The 23592-nt window shown below is 51.5% G+C and carries 23 protein-coding genes; 12 read left to right on the top strand and 11 right to left on the bottom strand.

Annotation, left to right across the window (positions count from 1 at the left end; all coding sequences use genetic code 11):
- The first annotated feature begins 40 nt into the window (after positions 1-40).
- Positions 41-814 (top strand): SPOR domain-containing protein, encoded by a 774-nt coding sequence (locus HZU75_RS15320; protein WP_180306855.1) that lies wholly within the window; start codon positions 41-43, stop codon positions 812-814.
- Between the two features lie 60 nt (positions 815-874).
- On the opposite strand, the gene cysS is transcribed toward HZU75_RS15320, so the two are convergent.
- Positions 875-2269: a cysteine--tRNA ligase gene (gene cysS / locus HZU75_RS15315; RefSeq protein WP_180306854.1), complete on the bottom strand. Its 1395-nt coding sequence runs from the start codon at positions 2267-2269 to the stop codon at positions 875-877.
- 271 nt (positions 2270-2540) lie between these two features.
- Here cysS and trpE point away from each other — a divergent pair, with 271 nt between their 5' ends.
- From trpE to HZU75_RS15280, 7 genes are all read left to right on the top strand, one after another.
- Positions 2541-4010, top strand: coding sequence for an anthranilate synthase component I (gene trpE / locus HZU75_RS15310; RefSeq protein WP_180306853.1), 1470 nt, complete (start codon positions 2541-2543; stop codon positions 4008-4010).
- A gap of 25 nt (positions 4011-4035) precedes the next feature.
- Positions 4036-4605, top strand: coding sequence for an aminodeoxychorismate/anthranilate synthase component II (locus tag HZU75_RS15305; protein ID WP_180306852.1), 570 nt, complete (start codon positions 4036-4038; stop codon positions 4603-4605).
- A gap of 63 nt (positions 4606-4668) precedes the next feature.
- A complete protein-coding gene (trpD, locus tag HZU75_RS15300; RefSeq protein ID WP_228028096.1) occupies positions 4669-5703 on the top strand; it encodes an anthranilate phosphoribosyltransferase in 1035 nt (344 codons plus the stop codon).
- Positions 5700-6053: a GFA family protein gene (locus HZU75_RS15295; RefSeq protein ID WP_180306851.1), complete on the top strand. Its 354-nt coding sequence runs from the start codon at positions 5700-5702 to the stop codon at positions 6051-6053. Before trpD ends, HZU75_RS15295 begins: the two co-directional genes overlap by 4 nt.
- A 16-nt stretch (positions 6054-6069) precedes the next feature.
- Positions 6070-6810 carry a PIN domain-containing protein gene (locus HZU75_RS15290; RefSeq protein WP_180306850.1) on the top strand — a complete coding sequence of 247 codons (741 nt, stop codon included), beginning with the start codon at positions 6070-6072 and terminating at the stop codon, positions 6808-6810.
- A gap of 11 nt (positions 6811-6821) precedes the next feature.
- A complete protein-coding gene (gene trpC / locus HZU75_RS15285; protein ID WP_180306849.1) occupies positions 6822-7625 on the top strand; it encodes an indole-3-glycerol phosphate synthase TrpC in 804 nt (267 codons plus the stop codon).
- 102 nt (positions 7626-7727) lie between these two features.
- Positions 7728-9026, top strand: coding sequence for an EAL and HDOD domain-containing protein (locus tag HZU75_RS15280; RefSeq protein WP_180306848.1), 1299 nt, complete (start codon positions 7728-7730; stop codon positions 9024-9026).
- Positions 9027-9222: 196 nt separating this feature from the next.
- On the opposite strand, the gene HZU75_RS15275 is transcribed toward HZU75_RS15280, so the two are convergent.
- From HZU75_RS15275 to HZU75_RS15255, 5 genes are all read right to left on the bottom strand, one after another.
- Complete coding sequence (locus HZU75_RS15275) at positions 9223-9999, bottom strand: hypothetical protein (RefSeq protein WP_180306847.1); 777 nt, start codon at positions 9997-9999, stop codon at positions 9223-9225.
- Positions 10000-10095: 96 nt separating this feature from the next.
- On the bottom strand, positions 10096-11340 hold the full coding sequence (gene tadA / locus HZU75_RS15270) for a tRNA adenosine(34) deaminase TadA (RefSeq protein WP_180306846.1): 1245 nt from the start codon (positions 11338-11340) through the stop codon (positions 10096-10098).
- A gap of 114 nt (positions 11341-11454) precedes the next feature.
- Complete coding sequence (gene recN, locus HZU75_RS15265) at positions 11455-13107, bottom strand: DNA repair protein RecN (protein ID WP_180306845.1); 1653 nt, start codon at positions 13105-13107, stop codon at positions 11455-11457.
- Between the two features lie 104 nt (positions 13108-13211).
- The gene (locus tag HZU75_RS15260; protein ID WP_180306844.1) at positions 13212-13817 is read right to left on the bottom strand and encodes a hypothetical protein; all 606 of its coding nucleotides are present in this window, start codon (positions 13815-13817) and stop codon (positions 13212-13214) included.
- 28 nt (positions 13818-13845) lie between these two features.
- Positions 13846-14721, bottom strand: a complete 876-nt coding sequence (locus tag HZU75_RS15255) for an NAD kinase (RefSeq protein ID WP_180306843.1) — start codon at positions 14719-14721, stop codon at positions 13846-13848.
- Between the two features lie 216 nt (positions 14722-14937).
- On the opposite strand from HZU75_RS15255, the gene hrcA reads away from it, so the two are divergent.
- Together hrcA and mltB are read left to right on the top strand one after the other, a co-directional pair.
- A complete protein-coding gene (gene hrcA / locus HZU75_RS15250) occupies positions 14938-15945 on the top strand; it encodes a heat-inducible transcriptional repressor HrcA (protein WP_180306842.1) in 1008 nt (335 codons plus the stop codon).
- An 85-nt stretch (positions 15946-16030) separates the two neighbouring features.
- Positions 16031-17074, top strand: a complete 1044-nt coding sequence (mltB, locus tag HZU75_RS15245; RefSeq protein WP_180306841.1) for a lytic murein transglycosylase B — start codon at positions 16031-16033, stop codon at positions 17072-17074.
- 166 nt (positions 17075-17240) lie between these two features.
- Here mltB and HZU75_RS15240 read toward each other — a convergent pair whose 3' ends face one another.
- The 3 genes from HZU75_RS15240 to HZU75_RS15230 form a co-directional block, all read right to left on the bottom strand.
- Positions 17241-17909 (bottom strand): carboxymuconolactone decarboxylase family protein, encoded by a 669-nt coding sequence (locus HZU75_RS15240; protein WP_180306840.1) that lies wholly within the window; start codon positions 17907-17909, stop codon positions 17241-17243.
- Positions 17881-18324, bottom strand: a complete 444-nt coding sequence (locus HZU75_RS15235) for a MerR family transcriptional regulator (protein ID WP_180306839.1) — start codon at positions 18322-18324, stop codon at positions 17881-17883. The genes HZU75_RS15240 and HZU75_RS15235 overlap by 29 nt, the downstream gene beginning before the upstream one ends.
- 72 nt (positions 18325-18396) lie before the next feature.
- On the bottom strand, positions 18397-18738 hold the full coding sequence (locus HZU75_RS15230; RefSeq protein ID WP_180306838.1) for a hypothetical protein: 342 nt from the start codon (positions 18736-18738) through the stop codon (positions 18397-18399).
- Between the two features lie 145 nt (positions 18739-18883).
- Between HZU75_RS15230 and HZU75_RS15225 the strand changes: the two genes are divergently transcribed.
- A complete protein-coding gene (locus HZU75_RS15225) occupies positions 18884-19063 on the top strand; it encodes a hypothetical protein (RefSeq protein ID WP_180306837.1) in 180 nt (59 codons plus the stop codon).
- 409 nt (positions 19064-19472) lie between these two features.
- Here the strand turns inward: HZU75_RS15225 and HZU75_RS15220 are convergent, their stop codons facing one another.
- Together HZU75_RS15220 and uvrC are read right to left on the bottom strand one after the other, a co-directional pair.
- On the bottom strand, positions 19473-19775 hold the full coding sequence (locus HZU75_RS15220) for a hypothetical protein (protein ID WP_180306836.1): 303 nt from the start codon (positions 19773-19775) through the stop codon (positions 19473-19475).
- A gap of 339 nt (positions 19776-20114) precedes the next feature.
- Positions 20115-22040: an excinuclease ABC subunit UvrC gene (gene uvrC / locus HZU75_RS15215; protein ID WP_373279617.1), complete on the bottom strand. Its 1926-nt coding sequence runs from the start codon at positions 22038-22040 to the stop codon at positions 20115-20117.
- Between the two features lie 177 nt (positions 22041-22217).
- Between uvrC and HZU75_RS15210 the strand changes: the two genes are divergently transcribed.
- Entirely contained in the window at positions 22218-23573 is a 1356-nt protein-coding gene (locus HZU75_RS15210) for a sodium-dependent transporter (protein ID WP_180306835.1), read from the top strand.
- The last annotated feature ends 19 nt before the right edge of the window (positions 23574-23592 follow it).

Here is a 23592-nt window from a genome sequence, read left to right as displayed (position 1 = left end):
AGCCGACCATTATAACACTTACAAGCGAATAGCAGACACAATGAGTGAAGGCCTAGACCCGATCCTGCAGCAAAAAGAGCAGCAACAACTTAAAACCCAACTACTTTGGCGCCTCGGCATTGCGGGCGGATTAATTACCGCGATACTTTTTGGCATCGGGTGGATCGAAAAAAGTCAGGAAAATGCGGCACCCAACGTACAAATTCCGCAAATAGCGCCCGAACTCAATGCCAGCGAGCCAGAGGCGATCGCCTCAGCTGCGAGCGAGGCAGCTACAGCCGCACCCTCCCCAACAGCTAGCGCTTCACCCAAGCCAACCGACTCACCAAAGCCAAGCGCCATTAGTGCAACAACAGCACCGCCACACACCACTACCAACCCGGCCAGCAAGCAAGTCAACAGCAGCCCAATTCAAAAAATTGAAAACGCACCAAAAAACATACCCCAGACCAGTAAACAACCAGAAATAACGCCAAGAGCGCTTGCAACAGCAATACCCCTAAACAACAAACCTTCTCCTACCCTAAACAGCAAGTCAGTGACCAGCGAGACACCTACCAATACCAATAGCAGACCATTAGTTGCCGATTATCCAGCACCGCTAAACAGCGCGCGCGGTTACAGCGTGCAAGCTGGCGTATTTCTACTCTCGAACAATGCGGAAAAACTGCTTAGCCAACTCCAACAAGCTGGCATACCCGCCTACCTAGAAACCCGCGTGCAAATTGGCCCATTTAAAAGCAAAGCTGAAGCTGATGCTGCAGTCAAAAAACTCAAAGCACTTGGCATCACGCCGGTAGTTAAAACCGAATAAATTGAAGCCCAATAAAAAAACCGCCTGCACGGCGGTTTTTTGCTTTAACTTGCTAGCAAATCAACTGCGACGCCAAGTGGTCTCGCCCGCCTTATCTTCCAGCACAATCCCCGCCGCAGCTAACTCATCGCGAATTCGATCGCCTTCGGCCCAGTTTTTCGCGGCACGCGCTTCACGACGCGCCACGATAGCCGCTTCGATTTTGTCCGCAGTCCACTCCCCTTCTGCTCCGACATCAGCCTGCAAGAAAGATTGCGGATCACGCTGCAACAAACCGAGCACGCCACCCAGCGCTTTAAGTAGCCCCGCTTTTTGTGCACCCAACTCGGTACCGGCATGTTTATTCGCTTCTGCCGCTAATTCGAACAATACTGCGACAGCTTCAGTAGTCGCGAAGTCATCATCCATCGCCGCTTTGAAACGCGCAGCCAATGGATCACTCCAATCGATGGTTACGTCTGCCGGCGGAACCGTTTTCAGCGCAGTATACAAACGAGTCAGCGCATTTTTTGCATCATTCAAATGCACATCGCTGTAGTTCAGTGGGCTGCGATAGTGAGCGCGCAAAATAAAGAAGCGCAGCACTTCAGCATCAAATTTCTGCAACACTTCACGAATAATGAAGAAGTTACCTAGGCTCTTCGACATTTTTTCGTTGTCGACATTGATAAAGCCATTGTGTAGCCAGTAATTCACGTATTGCTGGCCGTGCGCGCCTTCGGACTGAGCAATTTCATTTTCATGGTGCGGAAATTGCAAATCTTCACCGCCGCCATGAATATCAAAATGCTCACCCAAATGGTGGCAAGACATCGCCGAGCATTCGATATGCCAGCCCGGACGCCCTTTTCCCCATGGTGAATCCCACTTCACTTCGGCCGGCTCATCGGTTTTGGCAGCTTTCCACAACACAAAATCGCGTGGATCGCGTTTATTAGGATCAACCTCAACGCGCTCACCAGCACGTTGCTCGTCAAAATCTTTGCGCGACAATTTGCCGTAGCCGTCAAAATCTTTCACCGAGTAGTACACGTCGCCATTTGGCGCGTGATACGCCAAACCTTTATCAAACAACTTGCTAATAATCGCTTGCATCCCGCCAACGTGATCGGTAGCGCGAGGCTCGTGATCAGGGCGAATAATACCCAGCGCAGCAAAATCTTCATTCATTGCGTCAATGAAACGCGAAGTCAGGCTTTGGATCGATTCGCCATTTTCAACTGCACGCTTGATGATTTTGTCGTCAATATCGGTAATGTTGCGCACGTGATTCACATGGTAACCACTCTGACGCAACCAGCGCGCCACCACATCAAACACCACCACCATCCGTGCATGGCCGATGTGACAGTAGTCATACACGGTCATACCGCAGACATACATATTCACATGACCTGGAGTGATCGGTTTGAATTCCTGCTTTTCGCGGGCGAGAGAGTTATGCAGTGTCAGCATCGTGAGTTCACATTGTTTGCACTAAAAATGAGATTCTACCAAAGCTGTCAAGCAGCACTGCAACTAAAGTGCGCTCTGACACGCAAAATACAGGAAAACCCGAGATTATTTGACGCTCCCAGCCGCTTGCAGCACAATCGAGGCTGTTACTGCAAACCAATCGATAGATCACAATCATGGCATTCCACTCCGCAGAAATCTGGCTTGAATGGCGATGGCGTCGCTGAAATCGCGTCCACACGCTCTTCTATTATCCAAACCCGGAGTTACCATGATTTCCCGTACCGAATTTGCAGACCTTGCAGCGCAAGGCTACAACCGCATTCCTTTGATTTCCGAGCTTTTTGCTGATCTTGATACCCCGCTATCGGTTTATTTGAAGCTCGCTAATCGCCCTTATTCGTATCTGCTTGAATCTGTCGTGGGTGGCGAGCGTTTTGGCCGCTACTCATTCATTGGCCTGCCAGCCCGTACCCGCATCAAAGTCTGTGGTACTCGCACTGAGCTGATCCATGATGATCAAGTGATCGAAACGCATGATGGCAATCCGCTTGATTACATTGAAGCCTACCAAGCTCGTTTTAAAGCGCCACCAAGCAAAGGCCTGCCGCGCTTTATGGGTGGACTGGTTGGCTATTTTGGCTACGAAACCATACGCTATATCGAGCGTAAACTGGCCGAATGCAACAAACCCGACCCAATCGGCGCGCCTGATATTCAACTTTTATTGTCAGAAGAAATCGTCGTAGTCGACAATTTATCAGGCAAGCTGTATCTCGTTGTTTATGCTGATCCGGCCAATGACAATGCTTTCGATGTGGCCGAAGCACGCTTGCTTGAGCTGCGAATGAAACTACGCGAGCCAGCACAAATCCCGTTCTCGCTACCCGTTGCCGCACACGGCACGCCAGTTTCCGAATTTGGCGAACAGCCATTCAAAGACGCGGTACTGAAAGCCAAGGAATACATTAAAGACGGCGATGTGATGCAGGTGGTACTCGCACAACGCATGAGCGCGCCATTTGCCGCCTCGCCGATGTCGCTGTATCGCTCGCTGCGCAGCATCAATCCATCGCCGTATATGTTCTATTACGACTTTGGCGATATGCATATTGTCGGTGCTTCACCCGAAATCTTGGTCCGCCTCGAAGACGACACTGTTACCGTGCGCCCAATCGCTGGTACGCGCCCACGCGGTAAAGATCGTGCCGAAGATCTCGCGCTCGAAACCGAGTTGCTCGCCGATGAAAAAGAAATTGCCGAGCACGTAATGTTGATCGACCTTGGCCGAAATGATGCAGGCCGCGTAGCGCAAACTGGCTCGGTTAAACTCGTCGACAAAATGGTCGTTGAGCGCTATTCGCACGTGATGCACATTGTTTCCAGCGTAGAGGGCAAACTCAAGCCTAAGCAAACCGCCATCGACGTTCTGAAAGCCACCTTCCCGGCGGGTACCGTTTCAGGCGCGCCGAAAGTGCGCGCAATGGAAATCATCGACGAACTCGAACCAACGAAACGTGGTGTGTATTCGGGTGCAGTGGGTTACTTAGGCTTTAACGGCGATATGGACGTCGCCATCGCGCTGCGTACCGCCGTAGTTAAAAATCAAACCCTGTTTATGCAAGCCGGTGCCGGCATCGTTGCCGATTCAGTACCGCAAAGCGAGTGGCAAGAAACGCTGAACAAAGCCCGCGCCGTACTGCGCGCCGCCGAACTTGCCAGCCAAGGCCTCGACGCCTAAGCCGACTCGCCAAAAGGAATTAGCCATGCTTTTAATGATCGACAACTACGATAGTTTTACTTACAACCTCGTGCAGTATTTTGGCGAACTCGGCCAAGACGTGCATGTGCATCGCAACGACGAAATCAGCATCGAGCAAATCGAGGCGATGAAGCCTAAATATCTGGTGATTTCACCCGGCCCCTGCTCACCACTAGAAGCGGGTATTTCGGTGCCAGCGATTAAGCATTTCGCTGGCAAGTTGCCGATTATGGGCGTGTGCTTGGGGCATCAATCCATTGGCGAAGCCTTTGGCGGCAAGATTATCCACGCCAAAACGCTGATGCATGGCAAGGTATCGCCTGTTATCCATAATGATGTCGGGATGTTCAAAGACATACCCTCCCCTGTTACGGTAACGCGTTATCACTCGTTGGCGATCGAGCGCGAATCGCTACCTGATTGCCTTGAAGTCACCGCGTGGACTGAAGACGGCGAAATCATGGGCGTGCGCCACAAAACACTGGCGATCGAGGGCGTGCAATTTCACCCCGAATCGATCCTGACCGAGCACGGGCACAAGATGCTCGAGAACTTCCTAAAAGAATGGGCGTAAAGCCAGCACCAAGCCGACCCTAGGTCGGCTTCTTTACGACCTGAGATAAAACAAGGAATTACGATGATTACTATTCAAGCCGCACTCAACCGCCTGATCGACAATAACGAGTTGTTTTACGACGAAATGCTGCACCTGATGCGCCAGATTATGTCGGGCGAAATGACGCAGGCGCAAACTGCTGCGCTGCTCATGGGCTTGCGCACCAAAGTTGAAAGTGTTTCCGAAATTGCCGCAGCCGCAACCGTGATGCGCGAATTTTCGACCAAAGTCGCCGTGCAAGATCGCAGCCACCTCGTTGATACTTGCGGCACAGGCGGCGATGGCGCTCACACGTTTAATATTTCAACCTGCTCGGCTTTTGTCGCCGCCGCAGCGGGCGCGAAAGTGGCGAAACACGGCGGTCGCTCAGTGTCATCGAGCTCTGGCTCGGCCGATGTACTCGAAGCATTTGGCGTGAATCTAAACCTCAGCGCCGAACAGGTTGGCCAGTGTATCGACGAAGTCGGCCTTGGTTTTATGTTCGCGCCGAATCATCACAGCGCGATGAAATACGTTGCCCCTGTTCGTAAAGAGCTGGGCGTGCGCACGATTTTCAATATCCTTGGGCCACTCACCAACCCCGCCGGAGCTGACAACCAAGTAATGGGTGTTTTCCACCCCGATCTGGTAGGTATACAAGCACGAGTCTTAAAGCAATTGGGCTCCAAGCATATACTGATCGTACATGGCAAAGATGGCATGGACGAAATCTCGATCAGCACGCCGACGATGATTGCCGAACTCAAAGACGGCGAAATCATCGAATACGAATTCGATCCACGTGAATTGGGTTTTGAATTGGCCGACATTAAAACACTGCACGCCAGCAATGCGGCTGAATCCAAAGCCATTATCGAAGGCATTTTGAACGGCAGCCTCACTGGCCCTTGCCGCGACATCGTGCTGCTGAACGCCGGAGCTGCGATCTACGCCGCAAACTTGGCGGTGACGCTGGAAGACGGCATCAACGCTGCGCATGAAGCACTGTCCAGCGGCGCGGCCAAAGCCAAGCTCGACGCTCTCATCCAATTTACCCAAGGCTTGGCGCAAGCATGAAAACCTACCATGGCAGCTGCCATTGCGGCGCAGTGAAATTTCGCATTGTTTCGCCTGAGATCACCTCAGGCGTGCGCTGCAATTGCTCAATCTGCCAGCGCAAAGGCGCGCTGATGACGCCGCATATTTATTCGCCAGATGATTTGGTCATTGAATCGGGTGAGGATCAATTGAGCGTGTACCAATTTGGCACTGGCGTGGCGAAGCACTATTTCTGCAAAGTGTGTGGGATTTATCCTTTCCACCAGACGATGCGCAAAGCTGGATATTACCGCGTCAATGTGGGCTGCCTTGAGGGTGTAGAGCCGCTTCAATTGCAAGTTGAAGTGTTTGATGGCAAGCGTTTGTAATCAAAGAAGAGCAAATATGGATAATTTATATTTTGTCGACTTTGAAAATCTGCAAAATATTGACTACGACTCGATTAACAAAAACCATGATCAGATCGTTATTTTTGCAGGGCAAAATCAATCGAAAATCAGCCTCGATATTATCAAAAAAACCCAGCCGCTAGGCTCTGCTGTGCAATGGATTCAAATGGAAGGCTCAGGAAGAAATAGCCTAGATTTCCACCTGTCCTTCTACCTTGGCTATTTCATCGCTTTACAACAATCATTAAATACAAAAACAAAAGTTCATGTAATATCGAAGGATGCTGACTACGACCTTTTAATCAAACACATTCAAAGCTTAGGTTATGATTGCCAGCGCAGAAGTTGCTTTGGAAACTCTACAAAATCAACCACAGAAGTTGATACTAAAGCGGAAATTGCTCTCGTACCCGTAGAGAAAGGGCAACAAAGCTCTCATACTGCATCGCTCCCAAGCCAAAGTAATAAGTCAGTTCCTACAATATCTACCTCACAAGCAGCAGGAAGTAAAGCAACCGAGGAACTCACAACTAGCGGCGTTTATGATACCTTAATCGACCAGCTAAAAAAAATTGGAAAATTAAAGCGCCCACGAACTCAGAAGACTTTATCCAATTTCATCACTTCACATTATCGCGGCAGAAAAAAAGATTTAAATTCAAGCAAAGTAGTAGATTTACTCAAAGCGAATAGAAAAATCAAAATAGCCGACGAACGAATTTCATATTTATTTTAAAGATTATTGATATGTCCGACATCCTAAAAAAAATCTGGGCCACCAAGTTTGAAGAAGTGGCTACTGCAAAAAAACTAATCCCGCTAGCGGAAATCCGCGCGCAAGCTGAAGCCAATACTGATCATCGCGATTTTATCGCTGCGATTCGTGCCAAACACACTGCGGGCAAGGCAGCGGTGATTTCCGAGATCAAAAAGGCCAGCCCGAGCAAAGGCGTAATGCGCGATCCATTTATTCCTGCAGAAATTGCGCCCGATTACGAAGCGAATGGCGCAGCGTGCTTGTCGGTGTTGACCGATGTGCAGTATTTCCAAGGCCATGCCGATTATCTGAAGACGGCGCGCGCGGCATGTAACATTCCAGCGCTGCGCAAAGACTTTATGGTCGATGAGTATCAGTTTTATGAAGCACGCGCGTGGGGAGCCGATTGCATTTTGTTAATCGCCGCCGAGCTCGATGTGAAGCAGATGCAAGATTTTGAAGCGATAGCGCACGGCTTAGGCATGGCGGTGTTGGTTGAAGTGCATAACGCCGAAGAACTTGACGCTGCGCTGCATCTGAAAACGCCGCTGCTCGGCGTAAACAACCGCAATCTGCGCACGTTTGAAGTGAGCCTGCAAACCACGATTGATCTGCTACCGCGTATCGTCGCCGATGGCCGTATTGCCGTGTGCGAAAGCGGCATTCACACCGCCGCCGATGTGCAGCTGATGAAGAACCATAATGTGCACACCTATCTGGTGGGCGAGGCGTTTATGCGTCAGCCTTCACCGGGCCAAGGTTTGAGCGATTTGTTTAAGCCCGTGTACGGCTGATACCTGCATTTGCTGCGGTTTTGCATCGCAGCAAATTGCACCTTGCCCTGCCGGCGCATCAGTCACTATGCTGAAGCATTATTTGAATGATTCAGACCTTTGATGCTGCGCTGGCTACTTGATCAATTGCGTTTTGCTCCATCCCCCGGGGAGAAGACTGGCTTAAGTGCCAAGTCGACTGACTTTGCTACAGTAAGTCAAATCCCCGAGGGTGGCTTATTGCGCCGCCGTGCTATTTATAATCGGCACTGGGGCATCGAAGCTTACAGCCTCACGCTGCGCGAGCTCAATCACCAGCCCCATCAAAACATCCATAGTTATGATCAAGTACTGCTGTGCGAAATCGAACGCTTGCTCAATAGTTCGGATTTAAAAACGCAGATCTGGCTCGAGCTGAGCTGGCATAATTTACCGCTATTATTAGCGCACCAATTCACATTCAAATTCACAGTAATTGCACATGGCGAAGTGCCATTTTCTGACGCCGAACTGAGTCAGTTACTCACCCAATTACGCATACATTTCCATATCGGCGCGACAGCGAAGCGCTGGCATCTTAGCAACCCGTGGCTCGGCCAGCAGTTGCAAGCCATCGTGCTAAATATCCAATCACCTGATTTTGCTGTTCTAAGCCAGCAAATCAACACCTGTCGCCAAATCGCACCGAATGCACAGCTCTGGGTGAATGAAGTTGATAGTCGGGAAGCTGCTGAGGCCTGCTTTCAGCTCGGTGCGGATTTTGTAAGTGGGCATATTTTTACTTGGGCCGAGGCTCAGCAATTGAGCTTTCCGGATAGCTTTCTACACCTCAATCAAGTACTGCAATTAACGCGCCAAAACGCTGATGCCAAACAGATTGCAGGACAACTAAAAACAGACCCGGCGCTAAGTGCAAGACTACTGCGTTACGTCAACTCTGCGGCTATGGCACTACCGCACCCAATGAGTAATTTAGAGCAGGCCATCACGGTCATCGGCAATCAACGGCTCTATCGGTGGTTATCTCTGCTGCTGTTTTCTTGCAAAGGCCATGAAACTCTCGATCAAACATTGCTTGAAACCGCGCTCACACGTGCTCGCTTGATGGAAACTGCCGCGGCACCGCACTTTTCGCCGGCCGACTGTGAGCTACTATTTTTAACCGGCTTATTCTCTTTGCTTGACTACTTGCTGCGCGTGCCACGCAGCGTATTGCTAAAGGAGCTAAACCCGCCGCGTCTAGTGATTGACACACTCTGTGGACAGACAACGGCTTTCAGCCCCTATCTACAGCTTGCAGAGCATAGTGAACTCTACTGGCCAGAGGCCAGACTGCTAGAGAGCTGCCAATTAAGCACTGCTGAATTTAATCGCCTGCAGATTGCGGCAACTTTATGGGCTTTATCCACTTTAGCAAGCTAATACCCCGCCATGTATTGCTTTAAAAACTAATTATTTAAATATCTAGATTAAAATACCCCATCAAGACTTTCCGCCACCTTTACCACTGCTACCCCCACCGCTACCGCTACTCCCACCACTGCCGCTACTCCCACCACTGCCGCTACTCCCACCACTGCCGCTACTCCCACCACTGCCGCTACTCCCACCACTGCCGCTACCACTGCCTACTCCCACTGCCGCTACTCCCTCCACTGCCGCTACTTCCTCCGCTACCATTACTCCCTCCACTGCCGCTACTTCCTCCGCTACCACTACTTCCGCTGTTGCCGCTACTTCCTTTACCACTTTCACCAGAATCTTGTCCTGATCGTGCACCTGCCGAGTCGTCGCTTTTGCCTGCGTGTTCTGCTGCAGTACCAGATTTGTGCATTTCACCTTCTTGGTGCTTTGCATGCGAAGTGGAATCATCATCAGATTTGGCTTTACTGCTGCGGCCACGCTGCTCTAGCGCTTGCTCATTTGCACGACTTTTAGCGACAACCGACCCAAGATTGAGACCTAGCGAGTTAGCAATCTGCCCCCAGCCCATGCCCGATGAGCGCAAATCCGATATGTTTGAAACAGCTAGAACCAGCTCAGATGCAGTTGGGTTACTGATGCCAGCTTTTTGTAAATTTGCCTGAGCTAGGGATATGGTGACATTAACCCCGCCCCAGCCCATTGATTTGCCAGAGGCGGCCAGCGTTGTGGTTTGTCCAGCGGCATTGCTTAAGGTAATAGCCTGCCCCGTACGCAAGCCGTTCACCAAAGCTGTAGCATTTTGCTTGCTGCCTGCCAGCTGACTGTAGTTACTGGCAAGCGTGTCGGCCACTTGGCTACTATCCTGTCTTGCGGCCAGATTATTGGTGTGCTGCGCGCTATCATCGAGCAGATCAGCCCAGCTTGGGCTGGCTAACCATAGCGCAGAGGTAAGAATCAAACTTGTGCGCATAATGATCTCCTAGGTATAAATTTTTTTCATACTAGGGATTGCAAATGCACCACATAGCTAAAACAACGCTAAGTAACTGATTAATGGCAATAATAACTAAGCCAGCAAGATTGATTTCAGTTTATGCTGTTGCTCAAAACTAATTTTAAGAACTTCTGTCAGATAGCGCGGCATTGTGCCCGCCTGCTTTTTCACCTCATGCAGCGCGGCTTTCAGGTATGACGCTTGCACGCCAAAAATCGCATGCAAAATCGCAAGATCACCACCGGCCGCAACACAACGATCGATCAGCGGCTGGTATTTGGCAATCACCTTATCGTGGCTACTCAGATAATCACGCAAAATGGCCTCGTGCGGCACACCCAGAATACTGAGCAGCAAAACGGATGCCCAGCCGGTGCGGTCTTTGCCTGCCGTGCAGTGAATCAACAAGGGGTATTGCTCTGTAGAGCAGATAGTATTTAGCCAGTGGGCGTATACCTGCTGTGCTGTCGGGCTGGCTACCAGATCGCGGTACAGCGCCAGCATCATCTGCTCGGCAGCGCCATTACCCAGATGTTGCTGCAGCAAATCGGGGCGCTCGAGCATTTGGGCGACATCGAAGGCCAGGGTTTGCTCGGTATCGGCGAGCACATCCAGCCAGTAGTTTTCCGCGCCAGGCAGGTGCGGATCTGGATGGCGCACTTGCTCACCATAGGAGCGAAAATCCCACACGCTGCGCAGCTGCAATGCCTGCGCGGCTTGCAAGCTTGACTCAGGCAAGCCAAACCATTGCTCGGAGCGAAACACCATTCCTGTTTTTACCGTGCGCCCATCGGCGGTTTTCAGCCCGCCCAGATCGCGCAGATTATTCAAACCCGCAATTTGAATATCTCGGCTGGCTTTTTTATGAGCAGCTCGGCGCTGGGCAAAAAAATCGCTCAGCAAAGCACTAGCCTCAGGCTGGCACAGGCCAGATTCGATGTGCGTGTGGTGATTGAGTTTGGGCTCGGCAAATGGGTTGATCACACTACCCGCAGCGCCCGTTTTGGTATCCTGCGTCGCGTACACCACACGTTTAAGGCGCGAATGTAAAATCGCCCCAGCACACATGATGCAAGGCTCGAGCGTGACATACAGCTCGCAATCGCTAAGGCGGTAATTACCCAGCTGCTGGGCGGCAGCACGAATCGCCAGCATTTCAGCATGCGCACTCGGGTCGTGTGTCGCAATCGGCTGATTATGCGCACGGGCGATGATTTGCCCCTGATGAACGACCACTGCGCCAACGGGCACTTCGCCCAGCTCCGCCGCCTTGGCCGCCTCGGCCAGCGCAGCCTGCATGTATTCAATTTCGCCCATCGGGTATATCCAGCTCAACCAAGTCCGAAATCATAGCGCGAAAGAGAAGAAATCAGCCAAGAGTTTCCGCTCAAGGCCAAATCGAACGAGTATTGCTGGTTTGGTACTCGGCCTTTAAGCCAGCATCTCCGCCGCGTGCTGTCGTGTGGTGTCGGTGATCTCTAACCCACCCAACATCCGCGCGATTTCTTCGATGCGCTGCTCATGGCTTAGTTGCGCAATGCTGCTATGCACGCCATCTTTGGCTTGCGCTTTCGCTACTTGCAAATGCTGCGCGCCGCAGGCGGCGACTTGCGGTAAATGTGTAATACAAAGTACCTGACGGCTTTGGCCCAGCTCAGACAATAGTCGCCCGACAATCTCAGCAACGCGCCCACCAATACCGACATCGACCTCGTCAAAGATCAGCGTCGGCACATTCGCTACTTGGCTGGTTACCACTTGCAACGCCAAGCTAATGCGTGACAATTCGCCACCGGAAGCTACTTTTGCCATAGGGCGCAACGGTGATGCGGGATGATTGGCGGTTTGTAATTCGATTTGCTCTAACCCAAACGCAGCCGGCTGGGTTTGCTCGATTAACACCACTTCGCAGCGGCTCCCCGACAGCGCCAGCGTTTGCATTTGCTCGGAAACGAGTTTGGATAAAGTTTTGGCGGCTTTCGCGCGTTGCTTGGATAAAGTTTCCGCGTGTTTGCGGAACTGGCTTTCTGCCTGCGCGACCTGTTTGCGCAGCGCATCCAGCCCTTCCTCGCCGCCCAATTCGGCCAAGCGCGCTTGCCATTCGGCCAATTGCTCGACCAGCATGGAAGGATCAACACGGTATTTGCGCCCCGCACGATACAGCGCATCCATCCGCGCCTCGACGTCGGCCAAACGATCGGGATCTAGTTCGAGTTTATCGGCATAATGACGCAAACTGGATACCGACTCAGAAAGTTGCGCTTCAGCACCAGCGAGTAATTCCAGCGTTTCATTAATTGCCGGATCGTATTGTGCGAGCTGGCTGAGTCGATGTGCCACGGTGGCCAGCCAGCTCTGGCAATTGTCATCGCCGTCTGAAAGCGCGTCCAGACCGCTTTGCACGCCTTCAATCAAGCTGGCGGCGTGGTGCAAGCGTTTATGCTCGGCCTGCAATTCCGGCCATTCATCCGCCGCAATCGCCAAACCGCCAATTTCATCAATTTGCCACTGCAGGCGCTCGCGCTCCGCTTCAAATCGGTCGGCGTTTTGCTCGGCCGATTGCAACTCATTCGCGAGGCTATGCCAGTGTTGATAATGCTTTGCCACATCACGCGCCAGATTGGTCGCGCCTGCGTAGGCATCGACCAATTCGCGTTGCGCGTCGTGGCGCAATAGTGATTGATGCGCGTGCTGGCCATGAATATCAACCAGCCATTCACCGACAGCTTTGAGCTGCGTCAGCGTGGCTGGGCTGCCGTTGATGAATGAGCGCGATTTGCCGCTGGCATCGATAATGCGGCGAATCAGCAATTGATCGCCCTCATCGCTAAAGCCCTGCTCGGCCAGCCACGCCGCCACTTGCGGCAAATTGCTGGTGCCAAACTCGGCCGACAATTCAGCTCGCTCACAACCATGGCGCACCACCCCCGCATCAGCGCGCTCACCAAGCAGCAAACCGAGCGCATCAATAATGATCGACTTACCCGCGCCAGTTTCACCAGTCAGTACTGTTAGCCCGTTGGCAAAATCCAGATCAAGTTCACGAACAATGACAAAATCGCGTAAATGCAGAGCAGACAGCATGGAACGGCACGCCTCAATAAGAACGAACGTTCACTATAATTGAGCCTCATCTTTATCGCAAGCAACATGCCACTCGGGAACTATAAAGACACATGCAGTATGTATTATTTGTTGCTTATTACGTCAGCGATTCTGCCAGAACTTAGTTTGACCGGGCCTACAGCGTCTGGACGCTCTAACTTTATTACTTCCAACTGTTTATTTATTGAATCAATTTCAAATTGAAGATCATTCATATTTCTATGATTAAAATATCCGCTTTCATCATAAATCTTGCAACTTTCAAAGAAAGGTTTAATTTCATCAAATAGCTGGATAACATCACGATGCGATTCCGCACCTGCAAACTGCGTTTTGACAAAATTACTAAGCAATAACTTTTCCCCCGTAACTAGATACAAAGGCTCTCCCATCTCATGAAAGTACAAGACAACACCTTTATATGGGCCTGAAGCATTACTACCTTCTATTTTTTTTAGCAATCCAGCACTGATTGATTCAATAGATTTGAGTGATTCTGCATTAACTTTTTGTACGCGCCATCCTTTTGAATGGGCATATGCAGATGAACGTAAAATTAAACCATCCCGAGACTCAAGACTCTTTAATTGCCCAGAATAGTGAATAGTAATTCCTGCGAACAAAAAATTACTCGCAATGCATAAAAACAAAACGAGCAAAACAACTTCTAACTGCTTTAAAATTTTCATCAACCAATACCTAATTATCAGAAATAAACTAAAGCAACTTTTCACCCCAACGCAGTTTGGCTCTGAGCATATCGTAATAGCTATACCCATGCGGATGCAGAATCCGCAGCGAATTGGTGTAGCGGCGGATTAGCACTTTATCCATTTCCTGCAATTCAAAATCGGATTGATTGTCGAAATACACCCGCGCGTCTTGGCCGCGGGTGAGTAGGAATTCAACTTGGGCGTTTTCGGATACCACAATCGGGCGATTCGACAGTGATTGCGGGCAAATGGGCACCAAGGTAATCGCCGGTAGCGACGGGTGCAAAATCGGGCCACCGGAGGCGAGCGCATAGGCGGTTGAGCCGGTTGGCGTTGAGACGACTAGGCCATCCGAGCGCTGACTGTAAACAAACTGGCTATCGACAAAAATCTCGAACTCAATCATCGAACCAATCGAGCCGCGGCTAAATACCACGTCGTTGAACGCCAGCGAGGTATTAATCGTTTTGCCTTCACGCAAAATGCTGGCCTCAAGCAAGATGCGCTCTTCGGGCACAAACTGACCTGCCAGAATATTAGGTACTGCTTTCTCCATCTCATGCAATGGAATATCAGTCATAAAGCCCAAACGCCCCTGATTGATACCCATTAGAGGTATGCGATAGGGAGCCAATAAACGAGCGACTGACAGCATGGTACCGTCACCACCTAGCACAATTACCAAGTCGGCCAGCTTGCCGATATGATCGCGCTCTACGCATTGATAGGCGCTGATTTCATGCTCTTGCGCAATTTTACCCTCGATCAGCACTTTTACATCGCACGATTCGAGCAAGGCCGCAAGACGGCGAAGCGGGTCGCCCAATGATGGGGTATTGAGGCGGCCAACAAGGGCAATGGTTTTGAATAGGCTGTGCATGGCGTAGAAGGCTTGAATTTATCGGGTAACAGCCACACTAATATACCAAAGAACAGGTAAAATCTCGCGAAAATCGGTCAGCACGCAGCAATTGCGGCGTTAAAAACGGCGCAATAACTTTGTTGATTTGAATAAAACCCGGTTTTTGGTTATTTTCGACCCGTGCGGTCGATTTTCCGCTCGTTTTTGCTCGACCTCGTAGACCCTAGGTAAGCCATGCATCTGAACGACCGATCTCAAATCCTGCTCAAAACTCTGGTTGAGCGCTATATCGCCGACGGCCAGCCGGTAGGCTCGAAAGCCTTGTCGCAATTTTCGGGGCTGGATGTCAGCAGCGCAACGATCCGCAATGTCATGGCCGACCTAGAACATTTAGGCCTAGTCGCCAGCCCACACACCTCGGCTGGGCGAATCCCAACAGCACAAGGCTACCGGCTGTTTGTCGACACGCTGCTGGCGGTACAGCCGCTGGAGCAAATCCAGATCAGCCCCAAGCACGCGTTGCCCAATGATAATCCGCAGCACAGTATTTTGGCTGCCTCGCAATTATTGTCACAGCTAACACAATTTGCCGGCGTGGTAATGACCCCCAAGCGTAGCGAGCTACACCTCAAACAGATTGAATTTTTGCCGCTGGGCGATAAGCGCGTGCTGCTGATTTTGGTGACCAATGATGGCGACGTGCAAAACCGCATTGTGCAAACAGAGCGCCATTTTGCGCCCAACGAGCTGATCAACGCCGCCAATTTTTTAAATGAGCATTGCGCCGGCAAAACGCTGAGTAATCTGCTGGGCTGGCTGCAAAGCGATGTGATTCGCGTCAAGCAAGACCTCACTAGCTTGATGAATGCCGCCGTGGCGGTCAGCAGCAATCTCAATAGCGAGCATATGGTGATTGCCGGTGAGCACCAATTGCTCGGCCTGCACGATTTTTCCGGTGATATGCAGCGCATGCGCCAGTTATTTGAACTTTTTGAACAAAAAACCGCCCTATTGCAGTTACTTGAGCAAGGCCACCATGCCGAAGGTGTACAGATTTACATTGGTGGTGAGTCGGGCCTAGCGCCGCTCGATGAATGCTCAGTGATTACCGCGCCCTATCAAGTCAATGGCGAAGTCGTTGGCACGCTGGGCGTGATTGGCCCGACGCGCATGGCCTACGAGCGCGTGATACCGATTGTGGACATTACCGCCAAGCTGCTGAGCTCGGCCCTATCTAATTGACTAAATAATCAGGTGCAGGGGCCAACTGACCTGCACCCCGTTCAGCGCCAACGCACCGAACCCGCCCCCAACTACTGAGCGAACCATGAATTTCAAAACTCTAGCCGCAGCCCTTCTTCTTACCCTTAGCAGCACCGCCGTCTTGGCCGACGACGAATTAATCAGCCGCCCGGAAGTACAGCAATACATCAACAAAACCGCAATGGATAACGGCTTTACGCCCGAGGAAATCGCAGGCTGGCTGCAGCAAGCCGAATTTAAGGGCAACATTATTACGATTTTGGACAAACCCTCAACCAGCCGCCCATGGCATGAGTTTGAAGCCAATTTCGTTAATAAAACCCGAATTATGAACGGCGCCAAATTCTGGCGCGAAAATTCGATCTTGATTGGCGATATCACCCGCAAATACCAAGTCGCCCCTGAGGTATTGCTCGCCATCCTTGGTGCAGAAACCAACTACGGCCGATACACCGGCTCATTCCGGATTGTCGATGCACTATCAACCATCGCATTTAATTACCCACGCCGTGCTGAATATTTCCAAGGTGAACTCACCCAACTATTTTTGCTGGCGCGCGAAGAGAAAAAAGACCCACTGAGCTTTAAAGGTAGCTACGCCGGCGCAATGGGCTGGCCGCAATTTATGCCTACTTCGTTCAGAAAATTCGCACAGGATTGGGATAAAGACGGCTTTCACGACATCTGGAGTAACCCCGGTGATGCCATGGCCTCGGTGGCCAACTATCTGAATCAGCATGGCTGGCAAGATGGCGGAGATACCTACACCGCCGTCAACTTCAATGGCGACCCCGCCCAGTTGGTGGCCGATAAATTTAACCTACACTACACCGTGGACGAGCTGATTGCCAAAGGCGTAGCGCCAATTGCTGAAATCAACACCAAGCAACCTGCAGTGCTCTACACACTAGAGACCGAGCCGGGCTTCACCCAACACTTTTTAGGCTTTAACAATTTCTACGTCATCACCCGCTACAACAAGAGCACGCTGTATGCCACGGCGGTGCTGAAATTGGCCGATGAAATCAAAAAAGCTTATGTCAATGGTGATGATCTGGTGAAAGCAACGCCAACACCCGCAACGGCAAAGAAAAAAGGCAAAAAATAATTTGCAGCCAGTATCTGCGGCTGAATCAAGTTTGAATTGACGGTTGTGAAGATACTCTGGCAAGTATATGGAATAACACCGCGGCGAAACACTTCGAATTACCTGCCATGTAGGCGGTAAAACGGCTGTTTCGCCCACCGGAAAAGCTATTCCTATTTTGCCGCAATTACAACTTCAGCTCATTCATTCGCCAATATTGCACCAGCGAGGTTAAATTCTGCGCTTGATAGTCCACAGTGTGCGGCGCTGCGAGGTGCTCGTTGAAGGCTGTCTCATCGCGCCATTGCTCCCACAACAAAATGGTGTCCGGCTGGGATACATCGTGCTGAATGCGAAATTCTAAGCAGCCCGGCTCAAGCTGGGTTTGGCGCGCCAAATCCTGTAATGCACTGAGCGTGTACTCGATTTGGGCCAGGTCGTTAATGCGCAGTAAAGCCGTAATCCCCACTGGCTTTGCCGCCATCGGCGCACTCTCAAACACTTGCTGCGCAGCAAACACACCATTGAGTGCAGCAGGAAAACCAGCGTACACAGCCATTTGAATCATAGTTTCGACGATTTCTTGCTGGCTTAAACCAACGTTCAGCCCTGCGGCGATATGCACTTTGAGCTGCGGCTCGGCAGTACCCATGGCAGTGAGCGCCGCAATGGTTGCTAGCTCTCGCTGCTTGAGGCTTAAACCCGGGCGGCAAAACACGTCGCCAAAGGCAAATTCAAGAATATACGTCGCCAAATCTGGCGCGATGTGGGCCAGGCTGCGAATCACCTGCTCGCCTGCTTCTGCATCAATGTGTGATAAACGTTGGCTACCGCGTTGGTATCGGCTGACTGACATTGGGGTTCTCCAAATGGGGCGTAATCGTGCAATCCAGCGCCAATTGCTGCTCCATCTGGCCGTACAGTGCAATCTTGCGCTGTAATAAAGTCAGATTGTCCTGCAATTGGGCTAATTCCTGCTCCAGCACGCGGGTATGCTGTTCTAGCATGGTTTTGCGTGCAGACACACTTTGCAGATCATTCCCCATGCGCCGCCAACGCGCGTATTCAAGCATGTGCTCAATCGGCATGCCGGTTGCGCGTAGCCGTAGCACAAATTCAATCCAGCGCAGCTCTGGCTCGCCATAACGACGATGGCCGTTACGCGCACGTTTCACCGGATCAAGCAGGCCAATTTGCTCGTAATAGCGCAGCGTATGCACACTTAAACCTGTGATTTGCGCCATCTGGGCAATGGTATACAAAGTGGTCATGACGCAAGCCTAATTGTTAGAGTGAACTCGAAGTCAAGCGCGCTGATGACGTGCGCTTTCACCTAGGGTGCATCATCTTGCTTGCTTCTCTTGGCCGAAGCAACAGAAGAAAGTGCCGCGGCGCATAACTGCCAATCCAAGCTGATTCTGTTGTTGCAGGCCATGTATGGCCTGCTGCGCACGCGGTAAACCGGCGGTTTCGCCCGCCGGACGAGTTAGGGGTGGGTCTTGCCCCACCCCTAACAACCCCTGCGCGCCCGATCGACGCGAAACCCCGTCCGTCCGGCAATTGGCAAGGCGCCGCAAAACTCGCTGCGCGCTACCGTCGCGCAGCTCAAACAGGCTGCGGCTTAAAACCTTGCCAATCACCTCCCGAACGGCGCGTCTCCACGGGCAATCCGTGCTAACTAGCAAGGGGTATATCAACCAAACCAAGAACAGGATTTATTTTCAGAGCAACACTACGGCATGTATATACCGCAACGGTGGGTCTACAAGGCTTCCCCTGCAGCAGCGCCGAGCGAGGAAGAAGCGGCAAGGGGTTTCGGCGGGCTCTGTTTTGTTAAAGCCCGCCGCCTTGCCGATTATCCGCAGCGAGGGCATCGGCGTAGCCGACGCAGATGCGGGGTCGCCTTTCTTTGGCGAAGCAAAGAAAGTCAGTGCCGCGGCGCACAGCCGCCAATCCATGCTGGATCAATTGTGGCAAGCAAAAAAACACCGCCGTGGATGGCGATCATGAATTTGATCCCTGCGGCGTAATGCCTTCGGTGATTACGCCCTACGGAGCTAATTAACAAGGGGTATATCAAGCAAGAACAATCTGAATATTGCCTTCAGAGCAACACTGCAGCAGGTATATATCGCGCTGGTGGGTCTGGGGCTTGAATTCCCGTGTAGCGAAAACCGCAGCAAGGAGAGAGACAAACAGTTTCATCGTTTGGCTCACGACGCGGCAAGGGCAGCGCGGAGCGCTTTTCGCCCGGGTCGCCTTCTTTTGCTCACTTTTCTTGGCGAAGCAAGAAAAGTGAGTGCCGCGGCGCACAGCCGCCAATCCGTACTGAAAAAACAATTGCAGGAAAGACGCAGCTGAGGCTTGATACTTGCGGCCTAATGCCTTCGGCGATATCGCGCTCGCATGTTGGGTTTGTTTACTCTGACTGCAAAATCTCGTCTGCCTCTTTAGTTTTAATTGCTGCGTAGCTGTAGTAGATTTCATAGTCGAGCTGCGTCAGTGAATCGTCGCCCTCGGCGAAAGATCTACATTTTTTTAAGCAATGAGTAATTGATTCCGCATCGAGGATGTTTTTCGCCTCCTCTTGGCCTCGTTCAGAGAACAAAAGTGCAGATGCTTTTTTGATTGACACAATAGCCGAGTCAATGAATGGCAGCACGAAGTCACCACGCTCAATCGCTGCAATTGATTTGAAACTATGATCAAAAAGTTGATTCATGTATTTTCCTTTTTTTGAAGTTTATGAATGCACCAACCCCTGACAGAGATAGGCCATGGGCGTTTCATTAACAGGGGAGTGCGGGGGTCGTTGAGAATTCAACAAAACGGATCTTACAGAAAACAACAGCATATGTCAATATGAGTAAGCATTACACGTAAAATAGTAAGCAATAATAACCCCCCTTCACACAAAACAAAGAAATAGGCTCAATTCGGCTCGACATCACATGGATCATTGAGATACAACCGTAAGGCGAAGTCACCAACGGCACTACGCCAAAAAGGAATCACTACCAGCGTATTACCACTGCATTCCAAACACGCCTACAAATGTACATCACCCCCGCAACGCTGCATAAATCTTCTCCGCCAGCGCCTGATTAATCCCTTCCACCGCCGCCAAATCATCCATACTCGCCGCCTTCACGCCTTGCAAGCCACCAAAACGGGCGAGTAGTTTTTGGCGGCGTTTGGGGCCGATGCCTTCGATGTCTTCCAATGTGCTGGCGACGCGGGCTTTGGCGCGGCGGGCGCGGTGGCCGGTGATGGCGAATCGGTGTGACTCGTCACGAATTTGTTGAATTAGATGTAGGCCCGGATGATCGCGTTTGAGTTGGATGGTTTTGCCCAGCCGCGGGATGATCAGTTGCTCCAAGCCTGCTTTGCGCGTCTCCCCCTTGGCCACGCCGATAATCCATGGCTCGCTCAGACCAATTTCTTCCATCACTTCGAGCGCGACGCCGAGCTGGCCTTTGCCGCCGTCAATCAGGATCACATCCGGCACTTTGCTATCTGCACGCCCTTCTTCAACGGTTCCTGTGGCGAGTTTTTCATAGCGCCGCGTTAGCACTTGGCGCATCGCGGCGTAGTCGTCGCCCGGTGTAATTGGCTCAAAGCCGGCATCACCCTTCCCTGGAGACGTCGTCGTCGCGATATTAAAGCGCCGATATTGCTTTGGTTGCATGTCTTGATTGTCGTAGACAACGCATGAGGCGACGGTGAGCTCGCCCATCGTGTGCGAAATATCAAAGCATTCAATCCGCTGCGTTTCATCGGGCAAGCCCAGTGCCTCAACCAAGGCAGTCAATCGCCCTGCTTGCGATGCTTGCTGAGTTTTTCGCTGGAGTATAGCCAGCTGCGCGTTCTTGGCTGCCATCTCCAGCCAGATACGTCGCTCGCCGTTTGGATTGCTATTGATAATAACGCGCCTACCCGTTTGCTCGGACAGCGACGCGGCTAAAATACTGGCCCCATCAGGCTCGGGGCTACAGAAAATCAGCGGCGGTACGGTGCGCTCCAGATAATGCTGCGCGATAAACGCGTGCAGCGCCTCGGCTGGCGTGTATTCGTCAGCGTGGCTCGGGAATAGGTTTTTGTCGCCCACATGTCGTCCGCCGCGCACCATCGCCAAGTTAACGCACAACAAGCCGCCCTCTTCAACACAGGCCAGAATATCGGCGTCGCTATCACTGCTATTGCTCGAAACAAATTGCTTTTCTTGCACCTTGGCGAGTGCCTGAATCTGATCGCGCACCGCGGCGGCAGCTTCAAATTCCCAGTTGGCTGACAGGGTTTGCATCCGCGCTTCGAGTTGCTGCAGCACTTCGTTTTCTTTCCCGGATAAAAACAGCATCGCGTTGTTCACGTCGGCGCGGTAATCCTCGGGCGAAATCGCATTCACACACGGCGCGGAGCAACGTTTGATCTGGTGCAGCAAACAGGCACGTGAACGGTTTGAAAACACCGAGTCTTCACAGGTGCGCAGCTGAAACACTTTTTGCAGTAATTGAATACTTTCTTTAACGACATAACCATTCGGAAAAGGGCCGAAATAGGTGTGGCGTTTATCGAGCGCCCCGCGATAGTAGGCCAAGCGCGGCGAGGCGTGGCCGGTGAGTACCAGATAGGGGTAGCTTTTATCGTCACGAAACAGAATGTTGTAGCGCGGCGACAGCGCTTTAATCAGATTATTTTCCAGCACCAATGCTTCGGCTTCCGAGCGCACTACGGTGGTTTCTAGGCTTGCCACCTGCGCCAGCATCAGCCGAATACGCGGGCTGTGGTCGTTTTTATTGAAATACGAGCCAACGCGCTTTTTCAGGCTAATCGCCTTACCGACGTACAGCACTGTACCGTCTGCACCGATATAGCGATACACACCAGGCAGATCGGGCAGGTTTTTGATTTGCAGCAGCAAAGCTTGCCGCACCTCGTCGATCTCGAGGGCAGAAGGTGTTTCGTTGGACATATCGCTGATGGTCATGGTGTTCGGTGGTTACTCAATAGATCAGCTATTGTACTGTCAGCGAAAACGGCTGAGTAAAATCAAATTTTGCGCAGAAATGGTCCCACATGCTGCGCAAAACGGGATTTCCCGCATGGACAGCTCGTAAGCTAAAAATGATGATTACATTACCGCATAAAATAAAAGGGGCAGGCCATGAGCCAAAACCGTGATGGATTTACTTCGACCTTTGGCGTACTCGTCGCCACACTCGGCTCAGCCGTCGGCTTGGGCAATATCTGGAAATTTCCATATTTAACCGGCACCAATGGCGGGGCTAGCTTTCTGGTGGTGTATCTGATGGCAACCTTGTTGGTAGCGCTACCGGTGATGATGGCCGAGATCATGCTGGGCCGTGCTTCGCGCGCCAATGCGGTAACTGCGTTTGAAAAGCTGGCACCCAAAAATCAAAAATTCTGGACCGTGATCGGCTATATGGGCTTAGTTTCGGCCATCTTGATTTTGGCGTTTTATACCGGCGTAGCAGGCTGGGTGTTTGCGTACATCTTTAAATCCCTCTCAGGTAGCATTCACAGTACCGACCCAGCAACTGCGAAAGCCGCGTTTGGCGCCATGGTATCAAATCCCGTGCAGGCACTAATGTGGCAGTGGGTGGTGTTAATCGGTGCGGGCATTATTATTATGCTGGGCGTATCCAAAGGGATTGAGGCGGTGGCCAAAAAGCTGATGCCGCTGCTGTTCTTATTGCTAGTCTTGCTCTGTATTCGCAGCCTGACTTTGCCTGGTGCAATGGCTGGCGTGAAGTTTTTGTTTGCGCCGGACTTTAGCAAAATCACCGCGCCGGTAGTGCTAACAGCGGTCGGCCTGGCCTTCTTCAAATTGTCGATCGGTATGGGCACCATGCTCACCTATGGCAGCTATTTCCGCCAAGAGCAAAATATCCCTGCCACCGCCACCCGCGTGATGCTGGCCGATTTGTCGGTATCGATGCTGGCTGGTTTGGCGATCTTCCCGGCCGTATTTGCCTTCGGTTTTGAACCATCAGCTGGCCCATCGCTAGTGTTTATGACGATTCCAGCCGTGTTTGCCAGCATGCCGCTGGGCAATGTGTTTATGGCGATCTTCTTTGTGTTAGCGGCAATTGCGGCCACCGGAGCGATCTTGTCGATCTTGGAAGTGCCAGTGGCGATGATGAGCGAGCGCTTTGGCTTTAGCCGCAAGCTGGCCACGCTGATTTCAGTGGGCATTATTGGCCTGTTTGGCGTGCCTGCGATGCTGTCATCGTCGCTGACGGCTGATTGGAAATTGTTTGGCCTGAACGCATTTGATCTGTTTGACTTTATTAGCTCGAATATCCTGTTGCCACTGGGCGGGATTTTGATCTGTTTGTTTGTGGGCTGGGTGTATGGTTTGCCACAGCTGAAAAAACAGCTGAGCAACGAGGGCCAATTGAACAATGACCTGCTAATCAATGCGGTGTTTGTGTTGGTGCGCTATGTCACCCCGATTATCATCACAGTGATTATGCTAAAAGGCTTAGGCGCGTTCTAAGCGCTGTCTGGCCAATAAA

Source organism: Chitinibacter fontanus (genome assembly GCF_013423785.1).
GTDB classification, from domain to species: Bacteria; Pseudomonadota; Gammaproteobacteria; order Burkholderiales; family Chitinibacteraceae; genus Chitinibacter; species Chitinibacter fontanus.
Note: the sequence above shows the minus strand (reverse complement) of the source record. Positions and strands in the feature narration are given on the sequence as shown.

What these genes read in the sequence shown, in the direction of transcription:
- HZU75_RS15280 (WP_180306848.1), top strand. Translation starts at nt 7,728, where the DNA reads ATGCTGCGCTGGCTACTTGATCAATTGCGTTTTGCTCCATCCCCCGGG.
- HZU75_RS15220 (WP_180306836.1), bottom strand. Translation starts at nt 19,775, where the DNA reads ATGAATCAACTTTTTGATCATAGTTTCAAATCAATTGCAGCGATTGAG.
- trpE (WP_180306853.1), top strand. Translation starts at nt 2,541, where the DNA reads ATGATTTCCCGTACCGAATTTGCAGACCTTGCAGCGCAAGGCTACAAC.
- HZU75_RS15275 (WP_180306847.1), bottom strand. Translation starts at nt 9,999, where the DNA reads ATGCGCACAAGTTTGATTCTTACCTCTGCGCTATGGTTAGCCAGCCCA.
- tadA (WP_180306846.1), bottom strand. Translation starts at nt 11,340, where the DNA reads ATGGGCGAAATTGAATACATGCAGGCTGCGCTGGCCGAGGCGGCCAAG.
- HZU75_RS15240 (WP_180306840.1), bottom strand. Translation starts at nt 17,909, where the DNA reads ATGTCAGTCAGCCGATACCAACGCGGTAGCCAACGTTTATCACACATT.
- cysS (WP_180306854.1), bottom strand. Translation starts at nt 2,269, where the DNA reads ATGCTGACACTGCATAACTCTCTCGCCCGCGAAAAGCAGGAATTCAAA.
- HZU75_RS15320 (WP_180306855.1), top strand. Translation starts at nt 41, where the DNA reads ATGAGTGAAGGCCTAGACCCGATCCTGCAGCAAAAAGAGCAGCAACAA.
- uvrC (WP_373279617.1), bottom strand. Translation starts at nt 22,040, where the DNA reads ATGACCATCAGCGATATGTCCAACGAAACACCTTCTGCCCTCGAGATC.
- HZU75_RS15235 (WP_180306839.1), bottom strand. Translation starts at nt 18,324, where the DNA reads ATGACCACTTTGTATACCATTGCCCAGATGGCGCAAATCACAGGTTTA.
- HZU75_RS15295 (WP_180306851.1), top strand. Translation starts at nt 5,700, where the DNA reads ATGAAAACCTACCATGGCAGCTGCCATTGCGGCGCAGTGAAATTTCGC.
- HZU75_RS15255 (WP_180306843.1), bottom strand. Translation starts at nt 14,721, where the DNA reads ATGCACAGCCTATTCAAAACCATTGCCCTTGTTGGCCGCCTCAATACC.
- hrcA (WP_180306842.1), top strand. Translation starts at nt 14,938, where the DNA reads ATGCATCTGAACGACCGATCTCAAATCCTGCTCAAAACTCTGGTTGAG.
- HZU75_RS15210 (WP_180306835.1), top strand. Translation starts at nt 22,218, where the DNA reads ATGAGCCAAAACCGTGATGGATTTACTTCGACCTTTGGCGTACTCGTC.
- trpD (WP_228028096.1), top strand. Translation starts at nt 4,669, where the DNA reads ATGATTACTATTCAAGCCGCACTCAACCGCCTGATCGACAATAACGAG.
- mltB (WP_180306841.1), top strand. Translation starts at nt 16,031, where the DNA reads ATGAATTTCAAAACTCTAGCCGCAGCCCTTCTTCTTACCCTTAGCAGC.
- recN (WP_180306845.1), bottom strand. Translation starts at nt 13,107, where the DNA reads ATGCTGTCTGCTCTGCATTTACGCGATTTTGTCATTGTTCGTGAACTT.
- HZU75_RS15260 (WP_180306844.1), bottom strand. Translation starts at nt 13,817, where the DNA reads ATGAAAATTTTAAAGCAGTTAGAAGTTGTTTTGCTCGTTTTGTTTTTA.
- trpC (WP_180306849.1), top strand. Translation starts at nt 6,822, where the DNA reads ATGTCCGACATCCTAAAAAAAATCTGGGCCACCAAGTTTGAAGAAGTG.
- HZU75_RS15290 (WP_180306850.1), top strand. Translation starts at nt 6,070, where the DNA reads ATGGATAATTTATATTTTGTCGACTTTGAAAATCTGCAAAATATTGAC.
- HZU75_RS15305 (WP_180306852.1), top strand. Translation starts at nt 4,036, where the DNA reads ATGCTTTTAATGATCGACAACTACGATAGTTTTACTTACAACCTCGTG.